Source organism: Paracoccus sp. P2 (assembly GCF_046335115.1).
GTDB classification, from domain to species: Bacteria; Pseudomonadota; Alphaproteobacteria; order Rhodobacterales; family Rhodobacteraceae; genus Paracoccus; species Paracoccus pantotrophus.
On sequence record NZ_JBGOSN010000040.1, the window covers coordinates 1 to 25,368 of the forward strand.

The 25,368-nt window shown below is 68.4% G+C and carries 23 protein-coding genes; 6 read left to right on the plus strand and 17 right to left on the minus strand.

Annotated features, from left to right (window positions below; translation table 11 throughout):
• Nucleotides 1-370 precede the first annotated feature (370 nt).
• The 8 genes from ACDP63_RS19100 to ACDP63_RS19135 are packed head-to-tail and all read right to left on the minus strand — an operon-like array spanning nt 371 to nt 9,445.
• A complete protein-coding gene (locus ACDP63_RS19100; protein WP_024842655.1) occupies nt 371-1,285 on the minus strand; it encodes an FAD:protein FMN transferase in 915 nt (304 codons plus the stop codon).
• Complete coding sequence (locus ACDP63_RS19105) at nt 1,282-1,857, minus strand: nitrous oxide reductase accessory protein NosL (RefSeq protein ID WP_024842654.1); 576 nt, start codon at nt 1,855-1,857, stop codon at nt 1,282-1,284. Before ACDP63_RS19105 ends, ACDP63_RS19100 begins: the two co-directional genes overlap by 4 nt.
• Nucleotides 1,854-2,678 (minus strand): ABC transporter permease, encoded by an 825-nt coding sequence (locus ACDP63_RS19110; protein ID WP_409928475.1) that lies wholly within the window; start codon nt 2,676-2,678, stop codon nt 1,854-1,856. Before ACDP63_RS19110 ends, ACDP63_RS19105 begins: the two co-directional genes overlap by 4 nt.
• Entirely contained in the window at nt 2,675-3,574 is a 900-nt protein-coding gene (locus ACDP63_RS19115; RefSeq protein ID WP_409928476.1) for an ABC transporter ATP-binding protein, read from the minus strand. The genes ACDP63_RS19110 and ACDP63_RS19115 overlap by 4 nt, the downstream gene beginning before the upstream one ends.
• A complete protein-coding gene (locus ACDP63_RS19120; RefSeq protein WP_024842651.1) occupies nt 3,540-4,868 on the minus strand; it encodes a nitrous oxide reductase family maturation protein NosD in 1,329 nt (442 codons plus the stop codon). The genes ACDP63_RS19115 and ACDP63_RS19120 overlap by 35 nt, the downstream gene beginning before the upstream one ends.
• A 4-nt stretch (nt 4,869-4,872) precedes the next feature.
• Nucleotides 4,873-6,834: a TAT-dependent nitrous-oxide reductase gene (gene nosZ / locus ACDP63_RS19125; RefSeq protein WP_024842650.1), complete on the minus strand. Its 1,962-nt coding sequence runs from the start codon at nt 6,832-6,834 to the stop codon at nt 4,873-4,875.
• Nucleotides 6,835-6,854: 20 nt separating this feature from the next.
• Nucleotides 6,855-9,038 carry a NosR/NirI family protein gene (locus ACDP63_RS19130; protein ID WP_024842649.1) on the minus strand — a complete coding sequence of 728 codons (2,184 nt, stop codon included), beginning with the start codon at nt 9,036-9,038 and terminating at the stop codon, nt 6,855-6,857.
• The gene (locus ACDP63_RS19135; RefSeq protein WP_024842648.1) at nt 9,035-9,445 is read right to left on the minus strand and encodes a hypothetical protein; all 411 of its coding nucleotides are present in this window, start codon (nt 9,443-9,445) and stop codon (nt 9,035-9,037) included. Before ACDP63_RS19135 ends, ACDP63_RS19130 begins: the two co-directional genes overlap by 4 nt.
• Before the next feature lie 337 nt (nt 9,446-9,782).
• On the opposite strand from ACDP63_RS19135, the gene ACDP63_RS19140 reads away from it, so the two are divergent.
• Both ACDP63_RS19140 and ACDP63_RS19145 read left to right on the plus strand, forming a co-directional pair.
• On the plus strand, nt 9,783-10,220 hold the full coding sequence (locus tag ACDP63_RS19140; protein ID WP_024842647.1) for a pseudoazurin: 438 nt from the start codon (nt 9,783-9,785) through the stop codon (nt 10,218-10,220).
• A 160-nt stretch (nt 10,221-10,380) separates the two neighbouring features.
• Nucleotides 10,381-10,653 (plus strand): DUF6522 family protein, encoded by a 273-nt coding sequence (locus ACDP63_RS19145; RefSeq protein WP_024842646.1) that lies wholly within the window; start codon nt 10,381-10,383, stop codon nt 10,651-10,653.
• 44 nt (nt 10,654-10,697) lie between these two features.
• Here the strand turns inward: ACDP63_RS19145 and ACDP63_RS19150 are convergent, their stop codons facing one another.
• From ACDP63_RS19150 to ACDP63_RS19160, 3 genes are read right to left on the minus strand one after another with little or no spacing between them, the layout of a single operon-like run.
• The gene (locus ACDP63_RS19150) at nt 10,698-11,486 is read right to left on the minus strand and encodes a DUF542 domain-containing protein (protein WP_409928477.1); all 789 of its coding nucleotides are present in this window, start codon (nt 11,484-11,486) and stop codon (nt 10,698-10,700) included.
• Nucleotides 11,479-12,072 carry a UbiX family flavin prenyltransferase gene (locus tag ACDP63_RS19155; RefSeq protein ID WP_024842644.1) on the minus strand — a complete coding sequence of 198 codons (594 nt, stop codon included), beginning with the start codon at nt 12,070-12,072 and terminating at the stop codon, nt 11,479-11,481. The genes ACDP63_RS19150 and ACDP63_RS19155 overlap by 8 nt, the downstream gene beginning before the upstream one ends.
• Complete coding sequence (locus ACDP63_RS19160) at nt 12,069-13,538, minus strand: UbiD family decarboxylase (RefSeq protein ID WP_024842643.1); 1,470 nt, start codon at nt 13,536-13,538, stop codon at nt 12,069-12,071. The genes ACDP63_RS19155 and ACDP63_RS19160 overlap by 4 nt, the downstream gene beginning before the upstream one ends.
• Before the next feature lie 123 nt (nt 13,539-13,661).
• Between ACDP63_RS19160 and ACDP63_RS19165 the strand changes: the two genes are divergently transcribed.
• Genes ACDP63_RS19165 through ACDP63_RS19180 form a run of 4 tightly spaced genes read left to right on the plus strand, consistent with a single transcriptional unit; the run spans nt 13,662 to nt 17,318 of the window.
• A complete protein-coding gene (locus tag ACDP63_RS19165) occupies nt 13,662-14,195 on the plus strand; it encodes an SCP2 domain-containing protein (protein WP_024842642.1) in 534 nt (177 codons plus the stop codon).
• On the plus strand, nt 14,195-15,187 hold the full coding sequence (locus tag ACDP63_RS19170) for a peptidase U32 family protein (protein ID WP_024842641.1): 993 nt from the start codon (nt 14,195-14,197) through the stop codon (nt 15,185-15,187). Before ACDP63_RS19165 ends, ACDP63_RS19170 begins: the two co-directional genes overlap by 1 nt.
• A gap of 2 nt (nt 15,188-15,189) precedes the next feature.
• On the plus strand, nt 15,190-16,080 hold the full coding sequence (locus ACDP63_RS19175) for a U32 family peptidase (protein WP_024842640.1): 891 nt from the start codon (nt 15,190-15,192) through the stop codon (nt 16,078-16,080).
• A 23-nt stretch (nt 16,081-16,103) separates the two neighbouring features.
• Nucleotides 16,104-17,318 carry an NnrS family protein gene (locus tag ACDP63_RS19180; RefSeq protein WP_024842639.1) on the plus strand — a complete coding sequence of 405 codons (1,215 nt, stop codon included), beginning with the start codon at nt 16,104-16,106 and terminating at the stop codon, nt 17,316-17,318.
• A 64-nt stretch (nt 17,319-17,382) separates the two neighbouring features.
• Here the strand turns inward: ACDP63_RS19180 and ACDP63_RS19185 are convergent, their stop codons facing one another.
• From ACDP63_RS19185 to ACDP63_RS19210, 6 genes are read right to left on the minus strand one after another with little or no spacing between them, the layout of a single operon-like run.
• Nucleotides 17,383-17,895 carry a DUF2478 domain-containing protein gene (locus tag ACDP63_RS19185; protein WP_024842638.1) on the minus strand — a complete coding sequence of 171 codons (513 nt, stop codon included), beginning with the start codon at nt 17,893-17,895 and terminating at the stop codon, nt 17,383-17,385.
• The gene (locus tag ACDP63_RS19190; RefSeq protein WP_409928478.1) at nt 17,895-18,692 is read right to left on the minus strand and encodes a peptidylprolyl isomerase; all 798 of its coding nucleotides are present in this window, start codon (nt 18,690-18,692) and stop codon (nt 17,895-17,897) included. Before ACDP63_RS19190 ends, ACDP63_RS19185 begins: the two co-directional genes overlap by 1 nt.
• 11 nt (nt 18,693-18,703) lie before the next feature.
• Nucleotides 18,704-19,390, minus strand: coding sequence for a respiratory nitrate reductase subunit gamma (narI, locus tag ACDP63_RS19195; protein ID WP_409928479.1), 687 nt, complete (start codon nt 19,388-19,390; stop codon nt 18,704-18,706).
• Nucleotides 19,391-19,400: 10 nt separating this feature from the next.
• Nucleotides 19,401-20,090, minus strand: coding sequence for a nitrate reductase molybdenum cofactor assembly chaperone (narJ, locus tag ACDP63_RS19200; protein ID WP_024842635.1), 690 nt, complete (start codon nt 20,088-20,090; stop codon nt 19,401-19,403).
• Complete coding sequence (narH, locus tag ACDP63_RS19205; RefSeq protein WP_024842634.1) at nt 20,087-21,604, minus strand: nitrate reductase subunit beta; 1,518 nt, start codon at nt 21,602-21,604, stop codon at nt 20,087-20,089. The genes narJ and narH overlap by 4 nt, the downstream gene beginning before the upstream one ends.
• On the minus strand, nt 21,601-25,365 hold the full coding sequence (locus tag ACDP63_RS19210; protein ID WP_024842633.1) for a nitrate reductase subunit alpha: 3,765 nt from the start codon (nt 25,363-25,365) through the stop codon (nt 21,601-21,603). Before ACDP63_RS19210 ends, narH begins: the two co-directional genes overlap by 4 nt.
• Nucleotides 25,366-25,368 lie beyond the last annotated feature (3 nt).

Consider the following 25,368-nt stretch of genomic DNA (forward strand, 5'->3'; position numbering starts at 1 on the left):
AGATCGATTCGGCATAGAGCCGCGCATAGTCCCCAGGCGTGACCAGCGCAGCCTCAAAACCAGCCGGAACAGGATGTTTCTTAATCGATTCAATGCTCATGGCGCGCCTCCTCTACTCGCGACAGGATCGGCTCCGGCACGCCCGCACCCTCCTCAAGGCGCTGCAACGGGCGGCGGAACACCGGTTGCGCTGATGTTAATGCAATTTCTGTTTTCCAGTAAACTATTTTTTTAAAAAGAAAATTTTGTAAATTAATTGACGCAGTTTAGGCTATTTTTGTAAATACTTCACAGCCCGCCGCCGCGGGACATGCGAAAGCCGCCGCGCGGCCAGGACACGGCGGCATTCCGGGGCTGGTCGCGGACGGCCCTAGGCGCCGCGATGCAGCGATTCCAGCCGGGCGCCGTCGAAACCGGCCAGCAGCGCCAGGATCTGCGGCCGGTCCTCGGCCAGGCAGGCTGCGGTGGACAGCGCATCGGCCAGGGCCGCGCCGGGGGCCGAGATGCTGACCGCGCGCCAGGCCGGGCGCGCCGGCGCGCCGCTCAGCGGGTCGAGGATATGGCCGTCTCGCCCCGCCGCGTCGAAGCTGGTACCCAGCGGCGCCGAGGTCGCCAGCGCCCGGCCGCGCAGGCCCACCGCGCCGCCCGCGGCCAGCCGCACCGGCCAGTCGCTGCCATCGGGCCGGCCGCCCAGGGCGCGCAATTCCCCGGTGTCAATCAGGATCTCGCCCAGCCCCTCGGCCTCCAGCACGGCGGCGACGCGGTCGGCGACATAGCCCTGGCCGATGCCGTTCAGCGTCAGCGCCATCCCCGGCTCCAGCGTGATGCGGGCCGCGTCCAGCCGCACCCGGTCCCAGCCGGTGCGCGCCAGGGCCGCGCGCCGCTCGTCCGGCGCGGGACGGCGGCCGGCCGCGGCGGCCTCGGCCCAGAGCGCCCAGAGCGGCTGCACGGTCGGATCGAACCGACCGCCGCTGGCGCGATGCACAGCGCCCGCCAGCGACAGGCATTCCAGCAATTCGAAGGGCGGCGCCTCCAGCACCGCGTCGCGGTTCAGGCGCGAGAGCGCGCTCTCGGGGCGATAGAGGCTGAGGATGCCTTCCAGCCGCTCGATCTCGGCCAGGCAGCGCGCGGTGATCGCCGGGGCCTCGGGGTGGTCGATGCGGATCGAGGCGCGGGCGCCAAGCGCCTGGCCGACCCAATGCCGGCCGGGCTGGGCGCGCAGGCTTGCCGGCGCAAGCGTGACAGCGGCGGTGATGGTCAGAAAGCGACGGCGGGACAGGCTCATGTCGCGGGCTCCTTGGGTTGGCTCAGCGCGCGCAGGCGGTTCATGAAATCGGCTTCGGTACCGCTGTCGGGCACGGTCTCTTCGGGTGCCAGCACCATCTCGTCCGGGATCGCGTCCAGCCGCATCACCTGCCCGCCCTGCGCGGCGACGAAGGCCTCGGCGGCCTCGCGGCTGGAAAAGGGCACCGCCTCGGGCGCGCCCATGCCGCCGGCCTGGACCGAGCCCATGACGAAGAAGGCGTCCTCGGCCGCGATCCAGTTGCCCTGCCCCGGATCGTCCCAGGTCGCGCCGGGGGCACCCATGTCGTTCACCTGGATGGCCAAGATCGGGTGGCTTTGTTCCGGCATCCTGGCATAGGCGATGGCATCGCGGACCTGGCTGAAGAACAGCGGCGTGCCTGGCATCCCCTCCAGATGCACCTGGGCCTTGGGGCCGGGATGTTCCAGCAGGTTCATCTGGCAGAAATGGCCCAGCGTCTGTGCATTCATCTCGACCGGGGCGGTGTCCTGCGCCACCTCGTCGCGGCAGGCGGCAAGGCCCAGCATCAGCACCAGCAGCAGCGCATGTCTCATGGCGTGACCTTTCGGAATGCGGCAATGGCCAGGCCAAGCGCGGCCAGCGGCCAGGCCAGGACCGACAGCGCCGATTGCCAGAGCGGGATGGTCGCGGCGGCCCCGCCGACGCCGGCGGCGGCGGCGGTGGCCTCGGCGGCCAAGAGGTTGAACAGGCGGAAGGCGTCGGCCGGGTTGGCCAGCAACGCCACCGGCAGCACCTCGGTGGTGAAGCCGCCGCCGCCATCGGCGACGATCAGCGCCAGCAGCGCCAGGTCGTAAAGCACCACCAGCCCCAGCCACAGCCCGACCGCCAGCCCGGCTGCGCCCGAGGGTCGGCGCGCAAAGCTGGACAGCGCATAGCCCGCGCCCAGGAAGGTCGCGCCCAGCAGGGTCGAACTCCACATCAGCCGCCAGAGCGCCGGCAGGCCGGCGATCGAGGCCGGGTCGGTCCAGACCGCCGCAGCCGCCGCGGCGCCATAGCCCGCCCCCACCGCCAGAGCCAGGATCGCCATATGCGCGACCAGCTTGCCCGCCAGCACCTCGGCCCGCGCCACCGGATAGGTCAGCAGCAGGGGCAGCGTGCCGCGCTCGACCTCGCCGGCCACGGCGTCGAAGCTCATCAGCAGCGCCAGCAGCGGCACCAGATAGACGGCGAGCGAGGTCAGCGAGGCGACCACGACCGACAGCCGGTCGGCGCCGATGTCGCCGGTCGGCGCGGCACCCGCCGCCGCCAGCACCAGCGCAAAGACCACCATCAGCGCGGTGGCGATGGCGACCCAGCGGTTGCGCAGCGCGATGCGGAACTCCAGCGCCGCGGTGGAAAGGATGCGGCGGATCATTGCCCGTCCCTCCGGCTGAAATGGCTGTAGATGTCCTCGAGGCTCGGCGGGATCACGTCCAGGTCCGCGACCTGCCCGCCCAGCCCGGCGATGCGCGCCAGCAGCCCCAGCTTTTCGTCCTGCGCGCAGGCCAGGTGCAGCGTGCCGTCCTCTGCCATCCGCGCCTGCGGCAGCGCCTGGGCCAGCGCCGTCCCCGCGCCGGCGGCGGGCGTCACGGTCAACCCGACCGGCAGCGCGGCGCGGCGGCGCAGATCGGCCAGCGTACCCTCGGCCACCAGCCGGCCCTGCGACAGGATCAGGATGCGGTCGGTGCGGGCCTCGACCTCGGTCAGCGCGTGGCTGGACAAAAGGATCGCCGCCCCCTCGGCCGCCAGCCCGTCGAGCAGCGCATAGAAGTCGCGCCGCGACACCGGGTCGAGCCCCGATGTCGGCTCGTCCAGAACCAGCAGCCGCGGCCGCCCGATCAGGGTCTGGGCCAGGCCGACGCGCTGGCGCATGCCCTTGGAATAGGTGCCGATGCGGCGGCGCGCCGCCTTGGCCAGCCCCACCCGCTCCAGCAGTTCCATGGCCCGGCGCGGGCTTTCGCCGCGCAGGGACAGGTAGTGGCGGATCTGCTCCTCTCCGGTCAGGGCCGGGTGAAAGGCGGCGTTTTCCGGCAGATAGGCCACCTGCATGCGCGCCTGGCCCGAGCCGGGCGCGGCGCCGCAGACCCGCACCTCGCCGGCATCGAAGGGAATGAGGCCCAGGATGATCTTCATCATCGTGGACTTGCCGGCGCCGTTATGGCCCAGCAGCGCGACGCGCATCCCCGGCCCGAGGTCCAGCGAGACCTCGGCCAGCGCCTCGACATTCTGGAAGCGCTTAGTGAGATGAGAGATCGTCAGGGTCGATGTCATCGTAGTTTCCTTTTGCCCAACGCCCCGCGGCCTCGGCCTCGTAGGCCTCGATCTCGGGCGGGACGGGGATGGTCAGGGGCCGCATCAGGGGCGCGCTGTCCTGCACGCCGCCCGGCAGGGTGGCGGGAAAGCTCTGCTGGCTCCAGCGGATCAGCTGCACGGCCGGCGCGCCGGTCAGCAGCGCCGCGGCGGGTTGCGACCACAGGATATGGTCCATCAGGTCGTTGGGGCGATAGACCCCGTCGGCGATGCCGTCGCCGTTCAGGTCGAAGCCCGGATGGTCGGACCAGAAATTGCCGCGCCCCTCGTGGCTCCATTCGACATGGCGGGTGCCCACGTATTTCACCTGCTCGCGATTGCCGATGAAGGCATTGCCGCTGAGCACGTTGCGCTCGGACCCGGCGGTGAAATGGATGCCGATGCCGCAATCCTGGAAGCGGTTGTTCCAGATCAGGTTCTTGTGCGCGTTATAGATGAACAGGCATTTCTTCGCACCGCCGCGGATCAGGTTGCCGGTCACGTCGGCATTGTTGGCATAGTTCAGCATCAACCCATGCTCTCGGTCGCCCAGGCTTCGGTTGTCGCGGATCACCGTGCGGTCCGAGAACATGATGGCGAAACCCAGGTGGTTGCCGATGCTGACATTGCCCGTGACCTCGGTGTTGCGGGTATACATGAAATGCACGGCAAAGCGCAGGTCGCGAAACAGGTTGTCGCGATAGAAGCTGTCGGCGCTGGTGTTCGAGAAGATGCCGTCGCGGCCATAGCGCACGGAATTGCCCCGGACCAGCGCGCCGGGACTGTTCCAGACATAGATGCCGTTGCCGCGCTCGTTCATGCGCGGGTCGCGGGTGCCGATGATCTCGTTGCCGACGATGCGGGCATCGCGGCCGCCATGCACGTCGATGCCGTGCATGTTCTCGGTCAGCCGCAGGTCCAGAACCTGCGCCCGGTCGGCGCCCTTGGCGATCTTGACCCCGGCATCCAGATCCTTGTTCACCATGCCCGAGCCGGTGACGGAAAAGCCCTTCAGCGTGACATCGGGCGCGGCGATGGTGACAACCGTGCCGCGCCCGCCGCCGTCGATGACCGCCGCGCGGCTGCCGATGATGGTCAGCGGCCGGTCGATGATGACGGGGCCCGCATGGACCCCGTCCGCCAGTTCCAGCACATCGCCGGGCTCGGCCCCGGCGATGGCCTGCGCCAGGCTGCCCCGGCCAGGCGCCACCCCATGCTCGGCCGCGAGGGCGGGCGAGGCAAGCAGCAGGGCAAGGATCAGGGACAGCCGGCGCATCGGGTCAGGCCGCCTTCGGCTCGACCATCATGCGGCCGCGCATCTCCATGTGCAGCGCATGGCAGAACCACTGGCAATAATACCAGTAGACCCCCGGATTGGCCGCGACGAAGGTCACGGAAGAGGTCATCTGCGGCCCGATCTCCATCGCGACGCCGTGGTTGCCCATGGTGAAGCCGTGGGTCAGGTCGTCCACCTCGTCGAGGTTGGTCACGACGATGGTGACCTCGTCCCCTTCCGTCACGCTGAAGCTCTCGATCGAGAAGCTGGGCGCAACGCTGGACATGTAGACCCGCACCTTGTTGCCGTCGCGGATGATCGTGTCGGTCCATTCGTCGATATTGACGCCGTCCGCCTCGGCCTGCTTGCGGGTCTCGGCCCACATCGGGTCGTTGCGGTCCCAGACCGACTTGATGACGCCCGACAGGATCGCCGAATCGACGCCGATCGCATCATGCGGCTCGGCAAAGGTGGGGCCGTCATGGACCAGCACCATCTGGTCGCCCGAAATGTCGATCAGCTGGTCGTTTTCCGGCTTCAGCGGCCCGACGTTCAGGAAGCGGTCCTTCGAGAACTTGCACAGCACGACCAGCCAGTCGTTGCGCGCGTCCAGCGTCTCGCCCATCGTGGTCTTGAGATGGCCGGGCTGGTAATGCACGTCCAGCTTTTGCTTGATCGGGTCGATGTCCTCGCCGGCATAGGCGCGGATCGCCTCCTCGATGTTCCACTTGACCACCTGGCTGTCGATGAAAAGCGAGGTATAGGCGTTGCCGCGCCCGTCAAAGGCGGTGTGCAGCGGGCCCAGCCCCAGTTCCGGCTCGGCCACCACGGCGCTGCGCAGGTCGGCATCCTCATAGAAAATCGCGTCGAACTTGGTCACGTCCAGCACCGTCACCGTGGGCGACAGCTTGCCGGCGACGACCAGGTGCTTCTTGTCCGGCGCCATGTTGCAGCCATGCGGGTTGTTGGCGATGGGGATGTAGCGGGTGAACAGGCTGCCCGCCTCCTTGCGGCCGTCCAGCACCTTGCAGCCGTTGATTTCCTCGTATTGGCCGGCCTCGATGGCCTTTTCGATCTCGACGATGTTGAAGACGACGACATGGTCCATCTCGGCCTCGCTCATCTCGGCCAGCGTCATGCCCATTTCCGAGTTGTAGGAGGTCGAGAAGGCATATTTGCCCTCGTAATCGGCATCGCAATTGTCGAGGTTGCCCGAGACCAGCACCTGCCAGGCGACTTCCCACTTGTCGGCATCGACAGCGGTGAAGACGTTCACATAGGTCGAGATGTCGTCCATCGTGGTGCCGTCGTTGATCAGCGGCGCCTCGTCCTCGCCGTTGCAGAACACATAGTTGCTGCGCGGCCATTTCTGCGGGCGCAGGCCGTGGATGGCCTTGGCGTTCGGCACCTCCAGGATGGCGTCGCATTTCATCACGTCGCAGCGCACCCGCGCCACGCGGGTATTGGCCTTGTCGTTCATGAACAGGAAGCGGCCGTCATACTTGCCCTCGGTAAAGGACATGTGGACATGGTGCAGGTCGCCGTTGTCGTGGATGCGCTTGCCGTTGGCGGCAAGGTGCTTCCTGGTCCGCTCGGTCATGCTGCGTTCGTGGATGAGGATCGATTCGTTGGTGATGCCCCAGCCGGTGGCCGAGCAGCGGTTGAAGACCGGCACGCGCATCAGTTCGCGCATCGAGGGGATGCCCAGGATGCGCAGCTCACCGGTCTGGCCCGAGGACCAGAAGCCGTAATAATCGTCCAGCTGTCCGGGCGCAACGGCACCGGCACCGCTGGCGGCCAGCGCCGCACCGCTGCCCGCGGCGGTGGCGAGGCCCGCGGCGCCCGCGCCGATCACGGCCGGCCCCAGCGCCAGCCGCCCCCCGAACGCGCCGGCCATGGCCGCGCCGCCGGCCGTCGCGCCCAGAAGCGCGCGGCGGCTCAGGCCGTTTTGCTGTTTGGTTTCCATGGTCGAACTCCTTTTCGTGTTCAAGCTTCGATCTTGCGGGCGGCGTTGGGGTGCCCGGCCGGGGGCTGGCCCAGCTTGGGCACGCTGCCGGCGGCCACGGCCTCGCGCCGCTTCAACTTGCGGATCACCACCGGGCAGGTGGTCTTGGACTGGTAAAGCACCTGGCAATGCATGCAGTTGATGCATTCGTTGGGATTGATCTCGCCCGTCGGGTGGATGGACTGCACCGGGCATTGCTGGGCGCAGATCTGGCAGGGATTGCCGCATTCGCGATAGCGCTTGAGCCAGTCGAACATGCGGATCCGCGCCGGAATCGCCAGCGCCGCGCCCAGGGGGCACAGATAGCGGCAATAGAAGCGTTCGACGAAGAGCCCGGCGATCAGCAGCGCCGCCGCATAGGCCACGAAGGGCCAGGCGCGGACGAAGTTCAGGATGATCGCGGTCTTGAAGGGCTCGACCTCGGCCAGATGCTCGGCCCGTTCCACGCTCATCAGCGACACGCCGAAAAGCCCCAGGAAGATCATGTACTTGACCGGCCAGAGCCGCTCGTGCAGGCCCCAGGGCAGCGTCCATTGCGGGATGCGCAGCTTGCGGGCGACCTGGTTCGTCAGCTCTTGCAGCGCGCCAAAGGGGCAAAGCCAGCCGCAATAGGCCCCGCGGCCCCAGAACAGCAGCGCCGCGGCGACCGCAAACCACAGGATGAAGGTCAGCGGGTCCAGCAGGAAGGCCTGCCAGCTGAAACCGTTCACCAGGCTGCCGAACAGCGCCATCAGGTTCACCACCGACAGCTGCGCATTGGCATACCAGCCCAGGAAGACCAGCGTCACGGTCAGGAAGCCCATGCGGAAGACATAGAAGGCGCGCTCGTTGCGGGTGGCGAAGCTCTGGAAGAAGAAGGCCCCGGTCAGCACCAGCAGCATGACGCCGAGCCCGGCGATCTTGGCCTTGGAATCCAGCCAGATGCGCTTCCACAGCTGCGCCTGGGCCTGGCTCTCGTCGTGCTGGGCCGCGGGCGCTGCCGCCTCGGGCGCCGGCGCGGCGACGCTGCGCAGGTATTTCTGCGGCAGTTGATAGCCCAGGTCGAAGGTGTGGAAGACCTTCTCGATCGGCCCCACCTCGCGCTGCACCAGAAGTTGGATGCGGAAGGGTTTCGTCGGGTCGAAGCCCGAGGCGGCGGGGATCTTGAACAGGTCCATCTCGGTGAAATCCGGCGCGCCTTCGGCAGCGATGGCATTCACCCGCCGGTGGTCGCGGTCGCGGAAGCGGACCGAGATGTCGTCCTGGATCAGCACGATGCGGTCGAAGATGCCGCCGCGCACATAGCCCGAGCCCTTGAAGCTGTAGAGCCCGCGGCCCATCACCGCCACCGCCTGGTCGCCGGGCGCGAGCCAGGCCTGCAGGTTCGCCGCCTGCGCATCGCCCAGCAGCGCCTTGCCGATGGCGGGGACCGAGACCAGCCCGGCCTGCATCTCGATGAAGGTGGTCTCGGGGGGCTCGGACAGGGCGCGCCGGCCGGCGCGGGGATCGGCATTGCCGGCAAAGGCCGCGTTCACCTGTCCCGCGTCCAGGGTCAGCCGGCGCAGGGTGCCGTCGCCCTCCATCTCGTGCCAGTCGGCGGGAAGGGCGGCCTCGGGGTCGATCTCGAATTTCGGCCCGCTGGCGGCGGCCTCGGTCGCCAGCCCGCCCAGGCCGAGCGCGCGGGCGACCCTCAGCCCCGAGCGCGTGATGGAATCGTCGATCACCATCACCGTGACCGTGGCGCCCGAGATGATCTCGACCTCATGCCCGGTGCCGCCCGATTGCGCCTCGGCCACCAGGTCGAGGCCCCTGTAGCCCTCGACCAGCGCCTTGACCTTGGCTTCGGGGATGCCGATCAGCACGATGGGTTCGGAATGCTTGACCAGCCGGACGCCGGCAACCTTCGCATCCTTGTCCAGCGCCACGAGCGTATGGATGGGCTTGCCGGAATAACCGGTGGTGCCGACGAAATCCGAGGTGACGAAGGCATGGGCAATGGTCTCGCCGCCCTTCAGCACCGGCGCCACGGCCAGATCGGCGCGGATCGGCCCGAACCCGTCGGCGCCGGGCACCAGTTCGGCCGCGTTCTGCTCCGGCAGCAGCTGTGCCAGCACGCTTTCGGCGGCTGCCGGCAGGGTCGGCAGCAACAGCGATGCGATCGTCAGGGCAAGGCGGAGGATCTTCATGCTCGGGCATCCATGGCAATTGCCTGGGCCCGGCGCTTCGGCTGGCGCGGATCGCCCGCATCAGACCAGAGGCTGTCGCCCGCGGGCGACGGGACCGCATGGGTCCAGACAGAGGAGAAAGACGGGGGGCCGCGCGTCAGGACCAGCAGCGGGCGGATCGCGCCGCGCACCTGCGCCGCGTCCGCCGTCACCGCGGGACGCGTCCACCGCACCGGCCTGCCCGGCAGGACGGGCTCGGACCCCGAGACGAGCAGCGGCGAATGGCAGACGGGGCAGTCGCGGCAATCCTGCGGCGCGGGATGTTCGTTGCCATCGGCATCCAGCCAGACGGTGCGGGCATGGCCCTCGGCGCAGATCACCGTCTGTTGCAGCGGGCCCGCCAGCGCCGCGGCCAGGTGGCCGGGCATGGCAGCGCCCGTGCCGGCCCATCCCGCCAACAGAAGGAGGAGAATCGCCGCGAAAGACAGCAAGGCCCGGGCCGGATTATGAGCTGCACTGTGGCACATGCCCCTCTCATTATGCCTTTGTCCGCCGCGTGCTTTGATTTCGGTCAAACCTGGAAGCCGCAAAATGCTCCCGGGAAGCAATTCCGCGGACCGGGTGGACCGCCTGCGACATTCTGTCATGCCGGAAGTCCGAGCTTTTCTCTCTGACTTTGACTTTTCTCAAGCCGAATGCCCTGTACCGGACCTAAACCGAGTACGACGGGCGGGCTTGTCCGCCCGGACCACCAAGGAGAACACGATGTTCCACCATTCCCTCGCCGCTGCCGCCGCCGCGCTTCTGGCCCTTGCCGCCCCCGGTTTCGCGGCAACCCACGAGGTGCATATGCTCAACAAGGGCGAATCGGGCGCCATGGTCTTTGAACCGGCCTTCGTGCGCGCCGAACCGGGCGACGTCATCAACTTCGTCCCCACCGACAAGAGCCACAATGTCGAAGCGATCAAGGAAATCCTGCCGGAAGGCGTCGAATCCTTCAAAAGCAAGATCAACGAATCCTACACGCTGACCGTGACCGAACCGGGGCTTTATGGCGTGAAATGCACGCCGCATTTCGGCATGGGCATGGTCGGGCTGGTGCAGGTCGGCGACGCGCCCGAGAATCTCGACGCCGCCAAGACCGCCAAGATGCCCAAGAAGGCGCGCGAGCGCATGGATGCCGAACTGGCCCAGGTCAACTGACCGGGACGGCACCGACCGCCGGGAGAGGGACCGGGCGCGGCGCGATACACTCGCCCGCGCCTTTCTTGATGAAAGTCGCTTCCAATCCCGGTCCCGCCATGGCCAAACGCCGGGCGCATCCCCATATGCCGGGCATGGCGTCACCGCGAAGGGAAACGGCATGAGCAAGATCGACTTGACCGAACAGGGTTTCATCGTCGAAGCGCAGGAACTGGCCGCGGCCTTCGGGATCGAGCCCGGCCGGGTGCCTGAACTGATGCGGGAAAATCGCATCACCACCCGCTGCGAGACCGGAGAGGGCGAGGATGCCGGGCGCCATCGCCTGACCTTCTTTTTCCAGCACCAGGCGCTGCGCCTGACCGTCGACGCCGAGGGCAGGATCCTGAAACGCGCCCGCTTCGACGTCCCGGCCCGCAACGCCGGCGGCGGCTGAGCGCGCAAGCGGGGCATCCGGCCGGCCGGAAGCCCCGCAGCCGGTCACGAGGCGAGAACGCGCGGGAACAACACTTCCTCCTCCAGGTGGATATGGGCGACCACGTCGTCGCAAAGCTTGCGCAGGCCGGTGTAAAGCGCCGTCCACGAACCGCAGGCGCCGACCGGCAGGGTCAGGCCATGGGTCACATGCTCGATCCGGCGCAGCAGTTCCGCGGTATCCTGATGCTCGGCCCGCATNTTGCGCAGGCCGGTGTAAAGCGCCGTCCACGAACCGCAGGCGCCGACCGGCAGGGTCAGGCCATGGGTCACATGCTCGATCCGGCGCAGCAGTTCCGCGGTATCCTGATGCTCGGCCCGCATGATGCGGATGGGCCCGGCCAGCATGGCGCCGCCGCCCTGCAGGATGGCCGGGAACAGCACCGTCTCCTCCTTGGCCATGTGCGATTCCAGGTCGTCGCGCAGCGCGATCAGCGCCTCGGTCAGGCCCAGGGGCGCCTCGTCATGGTCGCCATGCACCATCTCGACCCGGTCGGCCAGCCCGATCAGCCAGCCCAGTTCCTCGCGATGGGTGTCGTGATAGCGGCTGAGGATATGGTCGATCAGCGCCGGGGTTTCGGCCGGGGCGTCGCGGCCGGCATTGTCGATCAGCGCCTGCAATTCGGCGGTCAGCGCCGGCAAGGCGACGCCGGCCTTTTCAGCGGCTTCGGCCAGGCCCGAATCGGCGCCGCAGCAAAAGCTGATGCCGGCGCGGCGGAACACCTCGGCGGCACCGGGCAGCCGGGCGGCGATGTCGCCGACGATACTGTCGGGCGCAAGGGTGATGTCAGTCATGATGGTCTCCTCCATGGGGTGCGGGTCGAGAGGCGGCCCAGGCTTGGGCCAGCGGCGGGCCGAGGCGCAGCAGATCGACCGCGCGGGCGGCGATCTGGGCGGTGACTTCGGCCAGGCTTTGCGGGCGCAGGTAAAAGGCCGGCACCGGCGGCAGGATCACCGCGCCCATCCGGGTCGCGGCCTGCATGTTTTCCAGATGCGCCAGCGTCAGCGGCGCCTCGCGCGCCAGCAGCACCAGCGGCCGGCGCTCCTTGAGCTGCACCGAGGCGGCGCGGGTCAGCAGCCCGTCGTCGAAACCATGCGCGATGGCCGCAAGGCTGCGCATCGAACAGGGCGCCACGATCATGCCCGCGACCGGGCAGGAGCCCGAGGCGATGGCCGCGCCCAGGTCGCGCTGCGCGTGAACGCGCGTTGCCAGCGCCTGCAAGGCGGACAGCGCATCGGGTCCGACCTCCTCGGCCAGCGTGCGCCGCGCCATGGCCGAGACGACCAGGTCGATTTCCGTCCCGAGCCGGGCCAGCGCGCGGGCGCAATCCAGCGCCAGCGCCGCGCCCGAGGCGCCGGAAACGCCCAGCACCACCCTCATGGCAGCACCGCGGCCAGAAGCGCCTCGGCCCGTGCCTCATGCGCCGGGTCAAGCTGCATGACCCGGCCCCATTCGCGGCTGGTCTCGGCGCCGATCTTGGTGGTGGCGTCCAGCCCCAGCTTGCCCGCCAGCCCCTCGACGGGCGAGGCGAAATCCAGGTAATCCATCGGCGTGCGGTCCAGCAGCATCACGTCGCGGCCGGGGTCCATCCGGGTCGAGATCGCCCAGGCGATGTCGTCCCAGCTGCGCACGTCGATGTCGCTGTCCACCACGACGACCAGCTTGGTATAGCTGAATTGCGGCAGCATCCCCCACAGCGCCATCATCACCCGCCGCGCCTGGCCGGGATAGCGCTTGTCGATCGCCACCACCGCCATGCGATAGGAACAGGCGGCGGGCGGCAGCCACAGGTCGGTGATTTCCGGGATCTGGGCGCGGATCACCGGCAGCGCCAGGTCGTTGAACACCTCGCCGATGACCGAGGGCTCGTCGGGCGGCCGGCCGGTGACGGTGGACAGGTAAAGCGGATCGCCCCGGCAGGTGATGCGGCTGACGCGCATGACGGGAAAGGGCTCGACGGCGTTGTAATAGCCGGTATGGTCGCCGAAGGGGCCTTCGGGCGCGGTCTCGCCGGGATGCACCCAGCCCTCGACGATCACCTCGGCGCGGGCGGGCACCATCAGCGGCACGGTCTGCGCCGCGACCAGTTCGCTGCGCGCACCGCGCAGCACGCCGGAGAACCCCAGTTCGGACACGGTTTCGGGCAGCGGCAGCGCGGCGGCCAGCAGCAGCGCCGGATCGGCCCCCAGCGCGATGGCGACCGGCATCGGCTCGCCCGCCTGCGCCCAGCTGCGGTGATGCGCCGCCCCGCCGCGATGCGCCAGCCAGCGCAGGATCAGCCGGTCGGGGCCCAGAACCTGCGCGCGATAGACGCCCAGATTGTAGCGGGTCAGATCCTCGGCCCGGCTGTCCCGCGGCCGGGTCAGCACCACCGGCCAGGTGATCAGCGGCCCGCCATCCTCGGGCCAGGGCGTCTGCACCGGCAGCGAATCGAGGCCGGGCAGTTCGGCCTCTTGCGCCGGGCCGTGGCGCAAAAGCTTGGGCCGCGTCGCCAGTGCCGCGCGCAGCATCGGCCAGCGCGACATGGCGTCGCGCATGCCCTCGACCGGCGCCGGGCTGCGCAGCGCGGCCAGGAATTCGCCAAAGCCCGCGACCTCGTCCGGCTGCAGGCCCAACCCGGCCGCGACCCGTGCCCTGGTGCCGAAAAGATTGGCGATCACCGGGATGCGCGCCCCTTCAGGCCGGTCGAAGCGCAGGGCCGGGCCGCCGCGGCGCAGGCAGGCCAGTTCGACCGCGGTCATCTCGTGGCGCAGCGAGACGGGCTCGGCGATGCGGGCGAACTCGCCCCGCGCCTCCAGCCAGGACAGAAAGGCCCGCAGGTCGGGAAAGGAAGGAAGGCTGCGCATCAATGGCTCCGGCAGGCCCGCGGCAAGGCGGGCGGATCATGGCGGAAAGGCTAGGCGGGAATTTCCGCGGCTGATTTGACGAATATCAATCACAGCGCCGATTGGTCGGCCTAGACCGGGATCATGACCCAGCGCCCCACCCTGCCGCCGCTGCTGATGCGGCTTCCGCCCCCGCCGCTTGCCCGCCCGGCCCTTGGCCTGGCGCTGACGGCTTTCCTGCGCCGCATCGCCGCGCGCGAGCCCGCGATCCTGTCGCGCCTCGGCCCCTATGCCCAGGCGCGCTTCCTGCTCGATGTCAGCGACGCGCCGTTCCTGCTGTTGATGCAGCCCCAGGCGCGGCGGCTGACCGCGCATCCGCGCCACGCCCCCCCGCCCGAGCATGACGCCGCGATCCGGGGCGGGCTGGCGGCCTTCCTCGCCATGCTGCACGGCGCCGAGGACGGCGATGCGCTGTTCTTTTCCGGCGAGTTGCAGATCGGCGGCGATACCTCGGCGGTACTGGCGCTGCGCAATGCGCTGGACGATGCCGAACTGGACCTGACCGAGGAACTGGCGGCGCTGACCGGCCGGCCGCTGGGGCGCTGGCTGCGCCGCGGCTCGGCGCTGGTCGCGCGCAGAAGCGGGCTGGTCCTGTCCCGACAAGAGGTGATGCCATGATGGAACTGGTCTGCCCGGCCGGAACCCCGGCGGCCCTGCGCGCCGCGGTCGATGCGGGCGCGCATACGGTCTATTGCGGCTTTGCCGACGAAACCAATGCCCGCAACTTTCCCGGCCTGAATTTCAGCCGCGAGGAACTGGCCGAGGGCGTGGCCTATGCCCATGCCCGCGACGCCAAGGTTCTGGTGGCGATCAATACCTTTCCGCGCGCCGGCGACCAGGCGCTGTGGCACCGCGCCGTGGCCGATGCCGCCCGGCTGGGCGCCGATGCGGTGATCCTGGCCGATCTGGGCCTGATCGCGCATGCCGCCGAGGCCCATCCCGGCCTGCGGCTGCACCTGTCGGTGCAGGCCGCCGCCGCCAATCCCGACGCGATCAACTTCTATGCCGAAACCTTCGGCATCCGCCGGGTCGTGCTGCCCCGCGTGCTGTCGGTCGAGGAAATCACCGCCATCAACCGCGAGATCGAGGTGGAAACCGAGGTCTTCGTCTTTGGCGGGCTTTGCGTCATGGCCGAGGGGCGCTGTTCGCTGTCCTCCTATGCCACGGGGCTTTCGCCGAACATGAACGGCGTCTGCTCGCCCGCAAGCCACGTCGCCTATGCCGATGTTGGCGGCAATCACGAGGCGCGGCTGGGTGATTTCCTGATCCACCGCACGCCCAAGGGCATGCCGGTGCCCTATCCGACGCTGTGCAAGGGCTGCTTCACCTCGCCCGACGGCAAGGGGGACAGCCAGACCGGCCATATCTTCGAGGATCCGGTCAGCCTGGACGCGACCCGGCTGATTCCGGCGCTGCAAAAGGCCGGGGTCAGCGCCCTGAAGATCGAGGGGCGGCAGCGATCCCGCGCCTATGTCGCGCAGGTGGTGCGCGCCTTCCGTGCCGCCGTCGAGGCCGCCGAACAGGGTGCGCCCATGCCCGAGGGACTGCTTGCGCGGCTGACCGAGGGTCAGGCCGCCACCACCGGCGCCTATGCCAAGACCTGGAGATGACCATGGACCTGACCGTCGGCGCCATCGCCTTTTTCTGGAGCGCGGAGCAGGTCCGCGCCTTTTACCGGACGCTGGCCGATACCCCCGTTCAGCGGGTGGTGATCGGCGAATGGGTCTGCTCGAAGCGCCTGCCCTTCTGGCAGCACGAGATCCCCGCCGCCGTCGAGGTTCTGCAAGCCGCCGGCAAGGAGGTGGCGCTGTCCACGCTGACGCTGATCACGCTGAAACGCGAAAGGCGGCAGACCGAGGAGCTGTTCGCCTCGGGCCTGCCGGTCGAGATCGCCGACCTCAGCGCGCTCAAGCACCTGCCCGAGGGCGCGCCCTTCTGGGTCGGCCCGACCGTCAACGTCTATAACGAGGGCACGCTGGAATGGCTGGCCGGCAAGGGCGCGCAGCGCATCTGCCTGCCGCCCGAACTGCCGCTGGACTCGGTCGCGCAGCTGGCGCAGGCCGGCCGGCAGGCCGGCGTCGCGGTCGAGGTCTGGGGCCATGGCCGGGCGCCGCTCGCGATCTCGGGGCGCTGCTATCACGCCCGGCTGCACGACCGCGCCAAGGACAGCTGCCAGTTCGTCTGCGCCGAGGATCCCGACGGCCGCACGGTCGAGACGCTGGAGGGCCAGCCCTTCCTGACCGTGAACGGCGTCCAGACGCTGAGCTATGCGCATATGAGCGTCGCGGGACAGGTCGATGCCCTGCGCGAGGCCGGGGTCGCCGCGCTGCGGTTGTCGCCGCAGCCGGGCGATTTCGCGGCCGTGACCCGGCTTTACGCGCGGCTGCTGGAAAGCGGGCTTTCGGCGCAGGACGCGCTGGCCGGCTTGCGCCGCATCCAGCCCGGCGCCATCTTTGCCCAAGGCTTCCTGGAGGCGCGCCCCGGCGCCGCCCCCTGCCCCTGATCCCTGTCTGACGGAGACGCGCGATGTCCACCTCGGAACGCATGCGCAACTACCACGGCCCGGTACTGCTGAGCCACGGCTTCCGGGCCTTCTTCCTGCTCTCGGCGCTTTGGGCGGCGCTGGCCATGGCGATCTGGGTCGCCATGCTCGGCGGGGCCGAGATCCTGCCCCTGGCCTTCGACCCGTTCAGCTGGCACGCCCATGAGTTCCTTTACGGCTATCTCGGCGGGGTCATCGCCGGCTTCCTGCTGACCGCAGTACCGAACTGGACCGGGCGGCTGCCGGTGATGGGCGCGCCCTTGGCCGGGCTGGTCGGGCTGTGGCTGCTGGGCCGGGCCGCGGTCGGGGCTTCGGCGCTGCTCGATTGGCGCGTGGTCCTGCTGGCCGACCTGGCCTGCGGGGTGATGCTGCTGGCCTTCCTGGCGCGCGAGATCCTGCATGGCCGGAACTGGCGCAACCTGCCGGTGCTGGCGCTGCTCGGGCTGTTCACCGCCGGCAACGCGCTGTTTCACATCGAGGCCGCTCGCGGAGACGCGGCCTTCGAGGGCATGGGCATGCGGCTGGGCCTGGCCGCGGGCCTGGTGCTGGTCGCGCTGATCGGCGGGCGCATCATCCCCAGCTTTACCCGCAACTGGCTGGCGGCGCGGGGGGTGCAGCGCCTGCCGGCGCCCTTCGGCCGCGGCGACGGGCTGGTGCTGGGCCTGACGGTGGTCACGCTGGCGGGCTTCGTCGCCCTGCCCGACGGCCGGGCCATGCCCTGGCTGATGCTGGCCTGCGGTGCGGCGCATCTGTGGCGGCTGGCACGCTGGCAGGGCGCGCAGACCGGGGCCGAGCCGCTGCTTTGGGTGCTGCACCTGGCCTATGGCTTCCTGGCGCTCGGCTTCTGGGCCGAGGCGGTGGCGGGCTTCGGCCTGATGGCCGCGGCGCCGGCGCGGCATGTCTGGCTGGCCGGCGCCATCGGGCTGATGACGCTTGCGGTAATGAGCCGTGCGAGCCTGGGCCATAGCGGCCGCGCGCTGCATGCCGGGCGCGGCACCACGGCGCTTTACCTGGCGCTGACCGCCTCGGTCGCGCTGCGGCTGCTGGCCGGGCTGCTGCCGGCCCAGGTCTGGCTACTGCATCTGTCGGGCACGCTGTGGGTTCTGGCCTTCGGCGGCTTCGCCCTGCTCTACCTGCCGGTGCTGGCGCGGCCGCGGGTGGCGAAAAAGCCGGTCTCGGGGGCAAGGCGCCCAGCCTGAAGCGCGCCATGCAAAAAGGCCCGGTCAGCGCGACCGGGCCTTTTTCGTTGCGGAGCTTTTCGGCTTAGGCGGGTTGCAGCCCGCAAATCCGCTGGCACCAGCCCATGACCTGCGCCTGCTCACCGGGAAGCGGCGTGGCAAGCCCATCGGCAAAGGCCTGGAACGCCGGCAGGTTCAGCCCGTTCACCCCGGCCAGCACCGGGATGCCGCGCGACAGCGCCTCGGCGATCAGGGGCGCAAAGCCGCGGCCCTCGGCTTCCTGCTTGCCGAACTTGTTGACCAGCAGCAGGTCGGCACCGGGCAGCGCCGCCGTGACGCCCAGCACCGCCGCCTCCAGCACGCCCGCGTCCAGCCGGCAGCCACGTGCGCCATTGCCGCGGTCCTCGCTGATGCGCAGCACCGGGCCGTCGGGCAGCACGCGCAGGTCCATGTCGCATTTGACGCGGCCCTCGCGCTGGGGATTGGTCTGCACCGTGCCCGCCAGCCGTAGCCCCGCCGCCTGCGCCGCCTGGGCAAAGGCGGCCAGGAAGCGGTCGTTCGCGCCGCGGCCCGGCAGGCTGACATAGGCAAGCTGCATCACGCGCGCCTTTCCCGGTCGAAGGAGATGCCGGAGATGTCCGCCCCGGCGATCAGCCTGTCAAGATAGTCGCGGCTGGCGCGCAGCCAGGCCGCCTTGTCATGGGCCTGGCGCAATTGCGGCAACACCGCCTCCAGCGGCAGCACGGCGCCGCGCGCGCGCGCATCCAGACGGATGACATGCAGGCCATAGCGGGTCTCGGCCAGGGCCAGCCCCCCCTCCTCCATCGTGGCCAGCACGGCCTCGAACTCGGGCACGGTATCGCCCGAGGTCAGTTGCCCCAGCACCCCGCCGGCGCTTTTCGACGAACAGGCGCTAAGCTCGGCGGCCAGTTCGGCAAAGCGTCGCGGCTGGGCGCGCAGCTCGGCCAGCACCGCCTCGGCCCGCTCCCGCGCCTGGGCACGGGCCTCGGCATCGTCGGGGGCGGCCGCAAACAGGATATGCGCCGCCTCATAGAGCGAGGGCGCGCGGAACTGTTCGGGATGGGCGGCATAATGCGCGGCCAGCGCCGCCTCGTCGGCGGGCGCGGGCTCGACCGCCTGGTCCAGCAGGGCACGGATCGCGGCCTCGTCCTCGGTCTCCCATTGGCCGGGGGCAAGCTCGGCGGGTTCCGCCGCGATGCCCTGGACGCGAGCTTCCTGCAGCAGAAGCTCGCGCACCGCCAGCGCGCGGGCGGCAGCGCGCCAGGCATGGCCGGGCTTGCCCTTGGGCGCGGGGTGGTTCTGCGCCTCGGCCGCGATGCGGCCGGGATCGAGCGTCACGCCGTTCACGACGACCGGCGGCAAGAGCGGTTTCATCTCCATAACCCCTACTCCGCCGGATGGCGCTTGGTCCGCACGATCTGGTAGCCCGGCCGCCACAGATAGCGCACCGGGGCCGAGATCATGTGGACCAACCGCGTGAAGGGGAACAGCAGGAAGATGGTCAGCCCCAGCAGGATATGCAGCTTGAAAAGCCAATGCACGCCGACCAGGTGATCGGCCGCACCCGCACGGAAATAGACGATGCCCTGCGCCCAGGACATCAGCCGCGTCATCTCGTGCCCGTCAAGGTGCTGCATGGAAACCAGGATGGTCATCAGCCCCAGCACCAGCTGCGCGACCAGCAGCGCCAGGATGCCGGTATCGGCCAGCGTGGTATGGGCGCGCACCCGCGGGTCGGTCAGACGGCGATGCAGCAGCATGCCGCCCCCGACCAGCGCCATCACCCCGGCGATGCCGCCCGCGGTCATCGCCAGCACCTGCTTGGCACCATGGCTGATGCCCAGCGCGTCGAAGACGGCGATGGGGGTCAGCAGCCCGACCAGATGGCCGAAGAAGATTACCAGCACGCCGACATGGAACAGTACCGAGCCAATGACGAATTGCCGCCGCCGCAGGATCTGGCTGGACTTGGATTTCCAGCTGAACGGATCCTGGTCATAGCGGATGATCGAGCCCAGGAGCATCACGGTGATGGCGATATAGGGATAGATCCCGAAAAGGAAATTGTTCATCTGCGCCTCCTCATTGCGCCGGGTTCGCGACGCGCGGGGCGTCCATGCGGGCAAGGATGTCGCGGCTGACCGGGCAGCCGGCATTGGGGTCGGGGCCGAACGTGACCTGCGCCTCTTCCCAGACGGCATCGAGCGCCGCCAGATCCTCGGGATCGTCGTCGGGGACGGCGGCCAGTTCCTCGGGCAGCTCGGCCGGCTCGGTCACCACCAGCGCCACCAGCGCGCTGAGCACGCCGGCATAGGCCGTCTCGCGCCGCGTCAGCCGCTCGGCCAGCGCGACCAGGATGTGCGAGGCATCGGCCAGAAGCGCCTCGGCCTCGGCCAGGGGCCGGGTGGACAGGTATTCCAGCAGCACCGGCAGGTGGTCGGGCAGTTCCGACCCGACCAGGTCGAAGCCGCCGGCGCGATAGGTTTCCAGAAGATCGACCATGGCGCCGCCGCGGTCGCGGCTTTCGCCATGCACATGCTCGAACAGGTTCAGCGACAGGCTGCGCGAACGGTCGAACAGCAGCACATAGCGTTCCTGAAGGTCGTAGAGGTCGCCCTGGCGCAATTCCTGCAGCAGGCGGCGGATTTCCTCCATGCGCTTGGGGCCAAGCAGCCCCTCGGCTTGCAGCACCGCGTCGATTTCGGGCAGCGCGGCGATCAGCTCCTCGTTGGGATAGGACAGCAGCGCGGAAAGGGCTCGGAAGCTTTTCATGCGATGAACTCCTGCGGGCTGCGGAATTTCTTGCCGCCAAAGAGCGACGGCGTGTCGCCCGATGAACAGCCGTGCCCGTCGGTAAAGCCGCAGCCGCCGCGCAGGTCATAGGCGTCCTCGACGATCTCGCGATGCGTGGTCGGGATGACGAAACGGTCCTCGTAATTGGCGATGGCCAGCAGCTGATACATCTCGTCGATCTGCTGCGGCGTCAGGCCGACGCGCTTGGCGACGCCCAGGTTCACCACCCCGTCCAGCGTCTTGGAACGCATGTAGCTGCGCATGGCCAGCATCCGCTCCAGCGCGGCGGCCACCGGCGCCTCGTCCCCGGCGGTCAGCATGTTGGCCAGATAGCGCAGCGGGATGCGCAGGCTGCGCACGTCGGGCATGTCGTCCTGGGCCGCGATCTTGCCCGCCTCGGCGGCGTTCTGGATCGGCGACAGCGGCGGCACATACCAGACCATCGGCAGGGTGCGGTATTCCGGGTGCAACGGGAAGGCGATCTTCCATTCCATCGCCATCTTCCAGATCGGCGATTTCTGCGCGCCTTTGATCCAGTCCTCGGGCACGCCCTCGGCGCGGGCGGCGGCGATCACCTCGGGATCGTTGGGGTCCAGGAAGACGCCCAGCTGCGCGTCGTAGAGGTCCATTTCCGATTCCGCCGCCGCGGCCTCGGCGATCTTGTCGGCATCGTAAAGCATCACGCCCAGGTAGCGGATGCGCCCGACGCAGGTTTCCGAGCAGACCGTGGGCTGGCCCGATTCAAGGCGCGGATAGCACAGGATGCATTTCTCCGACTTCCCGGTGGACCAGTTGTAATAGATCTTCTTGTAGGGGCAGCCCGAGACACACATCCGCCAGCCCCGGCACTTGTCCTGGTCGATCAGCACCACCCCGTCCTCTTCGCGCTTGTAGATCGCGCCCGAGGGACAGGAGGCAACGCAGGCCGGGTTGAGGCAATGCTCGCACAGCCGCGGCAGATACATCATGAAGGTGTTTTCGTATTCGCCGTAGATGTCCTTCTGGATGCCCTCGAAGTTATAGTCCTTGCTGCGTTTCTCGAACTCGCCGCCCAGGATCTCCTCCCAGTTCGGGCCCCATTCGATCTTTTCCATCCGCTCGCCCGAGATCTTGGATCGCGGCCTTGCGGTCGGGAAGGCCTGCATCTCGGGCGCCGATTTCAGATGGTCATAGTCGAAATCGAAGGGCTCGTAGAAATCGTCGATCTCGGGCAGGTCGGGGTTGGCGAAGATATTGGCCAGGATGCGCCACTTGCCGCCCTGCTTGGGCCGCAGATGGCCCGAGCGGGTCCGCACCCAGCCGCCGTTCCAGCGCCTCTGGTTTTCCCAATCCTTGGGATAGCCGATGCCGGGCTTGGTCTCGACGTTGTTGAACCAAGCGTATTCGACCCCCTCGCGCGAGGTCCAGACGTTCTTGCACGTCACCGAGCAGGTATGGCAGCCGATACACTTGTCCAGGTTCAGCACCATGCCGATTTGCGCACGCACTTTCATTCCGCTGCCTCCGTCGCTTGGGTTGCGGGCCCCGTTTCCAGGGGTTGGTCGAGCCAGTCGACCTTGTTCATCTTGCGGACGATGACGAATTCGTCCCGGTTGGCGCCCACGGTGCCGTAATAGTTGAAGCCGTAGGCCAGCTGCGCATAGCCGCCGATCATATGGGTGGGCTTGGGCACGATGCGCGTCACCGAGTTGTGGATGCCGCCGCGCAGGTTGGTGATCTGGCTGCCGGGCGTGTTCACGATCTTTTCCTGGGCGTGATACATGAACATGCTGCCTTCCTTCATGCGCTGGCTGACCACCGCGCGGGCGGTGATGACGCCATTGCTGTTGAAGACCTCGACCCAGTCATTGTCGACCAGCCCGGCCTTCCGGGCGTCGATTTCCGAGATCCACACCACCGGGCCGCCGCGGTTCAGCGTCAGCATCAGCAGGTTGTCGGTATAGGTGGAATGGATGCCCCATTTCTGGTGCGGGGTGATGAAGTTCAGCACCACGTGCTTTTCGCCCGCGGCCAGCGACTTCCTCGCATCCGCGCCGACGGTCTTCAGGTCGACGGGCGGGCGCCAGGTCACAAGGGCCTCGCCGAAGGCGCGCATCCATTCGTGGTCCTGGTAAAGCTGCTGGCGGCCCGAGACGGTGCGCCACGGGATCAGCTCATGCACGTTGGTCCAGCCGGCGTTATAGCAGACCTCCTCGCTTTCGATGCCCGACCAGGTGGGCGAGGAGATGATCTTCCTCGGCTGGGCGGCAATGTCGCGGAAGCGGATCTTCTCGTCCTCCTTGACCTCGGCCAGGTGCTTGTGGTCGCGGCCAGTGGCCTTGCCAAGCGCCTCCCAGGCCTTGACCGCCACCTCGCCATTGGTCTCGGGGGCCAGCATCAGCACCACCTCGGCGGCGTCGATCGCCGTCTCGATCCGCGCCATGCCCTTGGTCGCGCCCTCCTCGGTCACGCGGCCGTTCAGGGCTTGCAGGTGATGCACCTCGTCCTTGGTGTCCCAGGAAATGCCCTTGCCGCCATTGCCCAGCTTTTCCATCAGCGGACCCAGCGCGGTGAAGCGCTTGTAGAGGTTGGGATAGTCGCGCTCGATCTCGATATAGGCCGGCGCGGTCTTGCCGGGGATCAGCTCGCATTCGCCCCGCTTCCAGTCCTGCACGAAGGGCTGGGCGATCTCGCCGGCGCTGTCATGCTGCAAGGGCAGCTGCACCACGTCGGTCTCGACCCCCAGCACCTCGGGCGCGATTTCCGAGAACTTGCGGGCGATGGACTTGAAGATCTCCCAGTCGGTCCTGGACTCATAGGCCGGGTCCACCGCCGCCTGCAGCGGGTGGATGAACGGATGCATGTCCGACGTGTTCATGTCGTCCTTTTCGTACCAACTGGCGGTCGGCAGGACGATGTCGGCATAGACGGCGGTGGTGGACATGCGGAAGTCGATCGTCACCAGCAGGTCCAGCTTGCCCTCGGGCGCCTGGTCGTGCCAGGCGGCCTCGACCGGCTTCTGCCGGCCCTCCTGGCCCAGATCCTTGCCCTGCACGCCGTGATCGGTGCCCAGGAGGTGCTTGAGGAAATATTCATGCCCCTTGCCCGAGGAGCCGAGCAGGTTCGAGCGCCAGACGAACAGGTTGCGCGGCCAGTTCTCGGGCGCATCCGGGTCTTCGCAGGACATCTGCAAGCCGCCGGATTGCAGTTCGCGCGCGACGTAATCCTTGGCGGCGATGCCTTCGGCCTTGGCGGCCCGGCCGACCTCCAGCGGGTTGGTCTTCAGCTGCGGGGCCGAGGGCAGCCAGCCCATCCGCTCGGCACGGATGTTGTAGTCGATCAGGCTGAGCCGGTTCCAGTCGCCCGCCGGCGCGGTCGGCGACAGGATCTCTTGCGCGCTCACCGTCTCGTAGCGCCATTGGTCGGTATGGGCATACCAGGCCGAGGTGGCGTTCATGTGCCGCGGCGGGCGCGCCCAGTCCAGCGCGAAGGCCAGCGCCGTCCAGCCGGTCTGCGGGCGCAGCTTTTCCTGGCCGACGTAATGCGCCCAGCCGCCGCCCGACTGGCCGACGCAGCCGCACATCACCAGCATGTTGATGACGGCGCGATAGTTCATGTCCATGTGGAACCAATGGTTCATCGCCGCGCCGATGATGACCATCGACCGCCCGTTGGTCTTTTCGGCATTGGCGGCAAACTCCCGCGCCACCTGGATGATCTTGTCGCGGCGCACGCCGGTGATGCGCTCGGCCCAGGCGGGGGTGAAGGGCACGTCGGCGTCATAGTCGCGGGCGACGTTCTCGCCGCCCAGACCGCGGTCCAGGCTGTAATTGGCGCAGATGAGGTCGAAGACCGTGGCGACCAGCGCCTGCTCGCCATTGGCGAGGGTCAGCCGCTTGACCGGCACGTTGCGGGTCAGCACCGCGCCGCGGTCGTCGACGGCGAAGCCATTGGTCGCGGCGCCGCCGAAATAGGGGAAGTCGACGCCGACCACATCGTCGCGATCCTCGTCCAGGATCAGGCTCATCTTCAGCCGGACCTCGTCCTCGCCCGCCTTCTGCTCCAGGTTCCAGCGCCCCTCCTCGCCCCAGCGGAAACCGACCGAACCGTTCGGAACCACGATGCGGCCGGTCAAGTCGTCGATGGCGACCGTCTTCCATTCCGGGTTGTTGGCCTGGTCCAGCGCGCCGTCGAAATCGCTGGCACGCAGCTGGCGGCCGGGGATCAGGCGGCCGTCCTGTTCCTCCAGCCGCACCAGCATCGGCATGTCGGAATAGCGCCGGCAGTAATCCTCGAAATACTCGGCCTGACGATCCAGGTGGAATTCGCGCAGGATGACATGGCCGAAGGCCATGCCCAGCGCCGCGTCGGTGCCCTGCTTGGCGTTCAGCCAGATGTCGCCGAACTTGGCCGCCTCGGAATAGTCGGGGCAGATCACCGCCGATTTGGTGCCGCGATAGCGCGCCTCAGTATAGAAATGCGCGTCGGGCGTGCGGGTCTGCGGCACGTTCGAGCCCCAGAGCAGCAGGTAGCCCGCGTTATACCAGTCGGCCGATTCCGGCACGTCGGTCTGTTCGCCCCAGGTCTGCGGGCTGGCCGGCGGCAGGTCGCAATACCAGTCGTAAAAGGACATGCAGGTGCCGCCCAGAAGCGACAGGTAGCGCGTGCCGGCGGCATAGGAGACCATCGACATGGCCGGGATCGGCGAGAAGCCGAAGACCCGGTCGGGGCCATATTTTTGGGCCGTATAGGCATTGGCGGCGGCCACGATCTCGGTCGCCTCGTCCCAGGTCGCGCGCACGAAACCGCCCTTGCCGCGGATGCGGGTATAGCTTTCGCGCGCCGCGGGGTCGGCCTGGATCGCGCTCCAGGCCTGGATCGGCGTCATGGTCTTGCGCTTTTCGCGCCAGAGCTTCATCAGCCGGCCGCGGATCAGCGGCGTCTTCACCCGGTTGGCGGAATAGAGATACCAGCTGTAGGAGGCGCCGCGCGCACAGCCGCGCGGCTCGTGATTGGGCAGGTCGGGCCGGGTGCGGGGATAGTCGGTCTGCTGGGTTTCCCAGGTGACAATGCCGGACTTGACATAGATCTTCCAGGAGCAGGAGCCGGTGCAGTTCACCCCATGAGTCGAGCGCACGATCTTGTCGTGGCGCCAGCGCGAGCGATAGGTGTCCTCCCAGTCGCGGTTCTCGGTCGTGGTCTGGCCATGCCCTTCCGAAAACACGTCCTTGCGGGTGGATTTCAGGAAGTTCAGGCGGTCCAGCAGATGGCTCATGGC